The 5,376-nt window shown below is 70.7% G+C and carries 4 protein-coding genes and 1 pseudogene; 2 read left to right on the forward strand and 3 right to left on the reverse strand.

Annotated features, from left to right (window positions below):
- Window positions 1-73: 73 nt before the first annotated feature.
- Complete coding sequence (locus V6V47_RS32525; protein ID WP_334632390.1) at window positions 74-919, reverse strand: ABC transporter permease; 846 nt, start codon at window positions 917-919, stop codon at window positions 74-76.
- Complete coding sequence (locus V6V47_RS32530) at window positions 916-1,767, reverse strand: ABC transporter ATP-binding protein (protein WP_334632391.1); 852 nt, start codon at window positions 1,765-1,767, stop codon at window positions 916-918. The genes V6V47_RS32525 and V6V47_RS32530 overlap by 4 nt, the downstream gene beginning before the upstream one ends.
- A 151-nt stretch (window positions 1,768-1,918) precedes the next feature.
- Between V6V47_RS32530 and V6V47_RS32535 the strand changes: the two genes are divergently transcribed.
- On the forward strand, window positions 1,919-3,925 hold the full coding sequence (locus V6V47_RS32535) for a protein meaA (protein WP_334632392.1): 2,007 nt from the start codon (window positions 1,919-1,921) through the stop codon (window positions 3,923-3,925).
- A gap of 85 nt (window positions 3,926-4,010) precedes the next feature.
- Here V6V47_RS32535 and V6V47_RS32540 read toward each other — a convergent pair whose 3' ends face one another.
- Window positions 4,011-4,307, reverse strand: a complete 297-nt coding sequence (locus V6V47_RS32540) for a DUF1540 domain-containing protein (RefSeq protein WP_334632393.1) — start codon at window positions 4,305-4,307, stop codon at window positions 4,011-4,013.
- A gap of 726 nt (window positions 4,308-5,033) precedes the next feature.
- Here V6V47_RS32540 and V6V47_RS32545 point away from each other — a divergent pair.
- Window positions 5,034-5,376: pseudogene (locus V6V47_RS32545) on the forward strand (hypothetical protein); the annotation flags it as partial.

Raw genomic sequence — 5,376 nt, forward strand, 5'->3', positions numbered from 1 at the left:
TGGCGGGCGGGGCGCGCGGCGTGGCGGGCGGGGCGCGCGGCGTGGGCCGCGGCGCGGCGGGCGACCGCCGCGCTCAGCCGTCGCGCTTGGTCGTCCAGCGGAAGGTGGTCAGGCAGAGCACCAGGCCGATCACGCACCACAGGGCCAGCACCAGCGCGACCCGGCCCAGCTCGAACGACCCGGCCGGCTCCTGGGCGCCGAAGCTCTCCGGCAGGAAGACCGCGCGCAGCCCCTGGCACATCCACTTCAGCGGGAACAGCGCCGCCACCTGCTGCATCCAGCTCGGCAGGTCGGTGAAGAGGAAGAACACCCCGGAGATGAACTGGAGCACCAGGGCGACCGGGGTCACCACCGCCGAGCCACCGCGGGCGGTGCGGGCCAGCGACGAGATGGCGATGCCGCACAGGGTGCAGGCGGTCACCCCGAGCACGCCCACCCAGCCGAAGGTGAACCATTTGCCGGCCGTACCGGGCAGGTCGAGGTCGAACAGCGCCACCGCGACGGCCAGCAGCAGTACGGTCTCGGCGATGCCGATCGCCACCACCATGAGCACCTTGCCGGCGAACCAGACCCACTTCGGCATCGGCGTGCCCCGGTAGCGCTTGAGCACGCCGCGGTCCCGTTCGATCGGGATCCAGATGCCGAGGTTCTGGAAGCTCACCGTCATCAGGCCGGCCGCGATCATGCCGGTGACGAAGTACTGGGTGAACTTGACCCCGCCGCCGATCGTGCCATCGAAGATCGACGCGAAGATCAGGATCATGATGATGGGGAAGCCCATCGTGAAGACCACGGACTCCCGACTGCGCAGGAACTGGGTGATCTCCAACCGGCCCTGACGGAGGGCGAGCGCGCCGGAGCTCAGCCGCCGGCCCCGGGTCGCGGCGACCGGCGTCGCCGGCTTCGTCGTGGTCGTCATCGCGCGTGTCCGATCATCTTCAGGTAGACGTCCTCCAGGGTCGGCCGGCTCACGGTGAGCCCGGGGACCTCACCGCCGTACCGCGCGGCCAACTCGGCCACCAGGGCCGTCGGCGTCGCGCTCTGCGCGGACTCCGGCGCTCCGTCGGGGGTACGCCAGGAGACCGTGGCGAGGGCCTCCTGCCGGTTGCCCAGCCGGTTCGGTGGGGCCACCTCGACCAGTCGGCCGCCGGCGATCACGCCGACCCGGTCGGCCAACTCCTCCGCCTCGTCCAGGTAGTGCGTGGTCAGCAGGATGGTGGTGCCGGCGGCGGCGAGGTCGCGGATCAGCTCCCAGAACTCGCGCCGGGCCTCCGGGTCGAAGCCGGTGGTTGGCTCGTCGAGGAAGAGCAGCTCCGGGCGGCCGATGATGCCCAGTGCCACGTCGAGTCGGCGCTTCTGCCCACCGGAGAGGGTGTGCGTACGGGCCTTCGCCTTGTCGGCCAGCCCGACCCGTTCGATCACCTTGTCCGGGTCGTCGGCGTCGGGGTAGAAGCCGGAGAAGTGCCGGATCACCTCGGCCACGGTCAGCGCGTCGAACTCGCCGGTGCCCTGGAGCACGATGCCCACCCGGGATCGCCAGTCGGCGTCGGGGTGGGCCGGGTCCGCACCGAGCACGGTGACCTCTCCGGCGTCCCGGTGCCGATAGCCCTCGAGGATCTCCACCGTGGTGGTCTTGCCCGCGCCGTTCGGGCCGAGCAGTGCGAACACCTCGCCCCGGTGGACGTCGAGGTCCACGCCCGCCACCGCCACGTTGTCGCCGTACGCCTTGCGCAACCCCCGGACGGAGATGGCCAGCTCGTCATCCATGGCATCCAGTGTGCGTCCTGGCCTGGCCGCCGTGGTGCCCGGGGTGTGGTCGTCCGCGACACTGCGGGTGCTTCGCACCCGGACGTCCGCGACATGGACCTGTGTGGTTTTCCACAGCCCATTTTACTGAACGGTAACTTAAACTCCGGCCATGGATGAGAAGGCATACGCTGGGCGGATGCCCGAGCGGGACCGCCCGTGGGTCATGCGCACCTACGCCGGCCACTCGTCGGCCGCCGCGACGAACGCCCTCTTCCGCCGCAACCTGGCGAAGGGGCAGACCGGGCTCTCGGTCGCCTTCGACCTGCCCACCCAGACCGGGTACGACCCGGACCACGAACTGGCCACCGGCGAGGTCGGCCGGGTCGGCGTGCCGGTGACCCACCTCGGCGACATGCGGGCGCTCTTCGACGGCCTGCCGCTGGCCGAGATGAACACCTCGATGACCATCAACGCCCCGGCGATGTGGCTGCTCGCCCTCTACGGCACCGTGGGGCTCGAGCAGGGCGCGGAGCTGGCTCGCTGCGCGGGCACGACGCAGAACGACATCATCAAGGAGTACCTGTCCCGAGGGACGTACATCTTCCCGCCGGCGGCGTCCCTGCGACTCACCGCCGACGTCGTCGCGTACACGCTGCGCGAGATGCCGCGCTGGAACCCGGTCAACATCTGCTCGTACCACCTCCAGGAGGCCGGCGCCACGCCGGTGCAGGAGGTCGGCTTCGCACTGGCCACCGCGGTCGCCGTGCTCGACGCGGTCCGTGACTCCGGCCAGGTGCCCGCCGAGCGGATCGGCGACGTGGCGCAGCGGATCTCGTTCTTCGTCAACGCCGGCGTGCGCTTCGTCGAGGAGATCGCCAAGATGCGCGCGTTCGGCGTGCTCTGGGACGAGATCACCCGCGACCGGTACGGGGTGACCGAGGCTCGACAGCGGCGGTTCCGCTACGGCGTGCAGGTCAACTCGCTCGGCCTGACCGAGGCGCAGCCGGAGAACAACATCCAGCGCATCGTTCTGGAGATGCTCGGCGTGACGCTGTCCCGTGACGCCCGGGCCCGCGCGGTGCAGCTACCCGCCTGGAACGAGGCGCTCGGCCTACCCCGCCCGTGGGACCAGCAGTGGTCGCTGCGGATGCAGCAGGTTCTGGCGTACGAGTCGGATCTGCTCGAATATCCCGATCTCTTCGCCGGTTCGCACGTGATGACCGCGCTGGTCGACGAGATCGTCACCGGGGCGCGCGTCGAGTTGGACAAGGTGCTGGAGTTGGGCGGCGTGGTCGCCGCCGTGGAGACCGGCTACCTCAAGAGCGCGCTGGTCGCCTCGCTGGCCGAGCGCCGCCGCCGGATGGAGTCCGGTGAAGACGTGGTGGTCGGGGTCAACCGCTTCGTCGAGACCGAGCCGTCCCCGTTGACCGCTGCCGGGGCAGAGGCGGTCGAGCAGGTCGACCCGGCGGTCGAGGCGACCGCCGCGGACGCCGTACGCCGCTGGCGGGCCGACCGGGACGGCACCGCCGTCGACGCGGCCCTGAGCCGGCTGCGCGCGGACGCCGCGACCAGCACCAACCTGATGCCGGCCACCCTGGAGTGCGTGCGGGCCGGGGTGACCACCGGCGAGTGGGCCGGCGCGCTGCGCCAGATCTTCGGTGAGTACCGGGCGCCCACCGGGCTGGCCGGCGCCACCGGGACCAGCGGCGACCCGAGCCTCGCGGCCGTCCGCGAACGGGTCACCGCCACCGCCCGCGAGCTGGGCAGCGGCCGGCTGCGGCTGTTGGTCGGCAAGCCCGGCCTGGACGGGCACTCCAACGGTGCCGAGCAGATCGCGGTACGCGCCCGCGACGCCGGCTTCGAAGTCGTCTACCAGGGCATCCGGCTGACCGCCGGGCAGATCGTCGCCGCCGCCGTGGAGGAGGACGTCGACCTGGTCGGGCTCTCCGTGCTCTCCGGCTCACACCTGGCTGCGGTGCCTGCCGTTCTCGACGGGCTGCGCGCCGCCGGCCGAGCGGACCTGCCGGTGGTGGTGGGCGGCATCATCCCCGCCAGCGACGCCGACACCCTGCGCGCCGCCGGGGTGGCCCGGGTCTTCACTCCGAAGGATTTCGCCCTCACCGGCATCATCGACGACCTGGTATCGGTCATCCGAAACGCCAACGACCTGCCCTGAGACGGCAACGTGGCGGCCTGGTCGGCGGCGCGCGTGGCGGGGTGTCCGTCCGGGTCGCGTGGCGGGGTAGCTCCTGGCCTGCTGGTCAGCGGCCGTCGTAGGTCATGCAGTCGGCCAGGTCGTTGTCCGGCCCGACCCGGATGGACTGAGCATGGCACTCCAACTGCTCGTTGTGCCGGCAGTCGGAGCGCTGGCAGGCGCCCACCTGCGCGATCAGGCTGTCCGTGCCACCGCGGATCGGCGACTCGACGAAGGTGTGGCAGTGGGCGTGATCCATGCTGCCGATCGTGATCGCGAAGGCGTGGCAGTCGCCGGCTTGGTTGTACGCGCAGGCTGCGACCACACACTCCTGGACCCGGGGCATCTCCATCGCTGCGGTCATGCCAACCTCCTCTAGGCTTCTGACCCGATTCTAGGCTTTTGTCGGCTATCCGCCCACGCGATGCCCATGCTCACTGCCTGCCGCTGCCCGCTGCCCGTCGCTGTCCGCTGCCTGCCGCTCGCCTTGGTCGCGGGAGGGCGTGCCCGAGGTTGTCGGATTCGGCGTCATGACTCTGAGTCATAAATATGACTCTGAGTCATATGCCGTGCGGACATACTCGGTGTCGGTGCCGCCCCGGCTCTCATTGCCGTGATCGACACGGGTTCGGTGAAGTCGCGGTATCCAACCGTCCCCGATGCCCCGACATCAGCGAAGTCGAGTCGATCATGCCCGTCACGACCGGTCTGGTGTCACGCCGATCGGGTCAACGCGGCCGGGACGTCTGGTCTGGGTGGTTTCGGCATGTGACCGGGTGCACTCGTGGGGTGGAATCGGGGCCGGCCCGGGGTCGTTACATACCCTGACGATCGCAGGACCACCCCGCGAGGGGCTGCCACGGCAGAGCCGCATCACCGCGCCCCGCGAGGGCCGGTTGGCGGAGTCCCCGGGCCGGAATGATGCCCGGCCGGCGGTCGTTACACATGGACCCGGCGCCACGAGGCCCCCGCCCGTAGGCCGCCGCCCAAGACTTCCCCCCGCACGTTGCAGCGCCGGACGAGGTGCTCACACCCGCACACCGACCTTCCCGTCGGCCCCGGGTGTCTCTACCCCCGAAGGAGCTTCCCCATGAACACGATCATGCGTAAGAGCGTGCTGTCCGTTGCTGGTCTGGCCTTCGCCGGTGGTGTGTTCGCCGGCCCGATCGCCGCCCACGCCGCCACCCCCGTCACCGACAGCAAGCCCGTCGCCGTTCAAGGTGACAAGCCGGACATGGGCAAGCTGATCCCGCACGGCACCCACGGTGAGCAGTCCCGGATCACCCTCGACGACGGGCAGACCGCTGATGCCAAGGCGATCATCGCGGCCACGAAGAAGGCGGGCCTGCCCGAGCGGGCCGCGGTCATCTCGATCGCGACGAGCCTGCAGGAGTCGAAGCTGCACAACCTGGGTCACCTGGGTGACGCCAACG

Origin of the sequence: Micromonospora sp. CPCC 205539 (assembly GCF_036906815.1) — a bacterium.
GTDB lineage: Bacteria > Actinomycetota > Actinomycetes > Mycobacteriales > Micromonosporaceae > Micromonospora.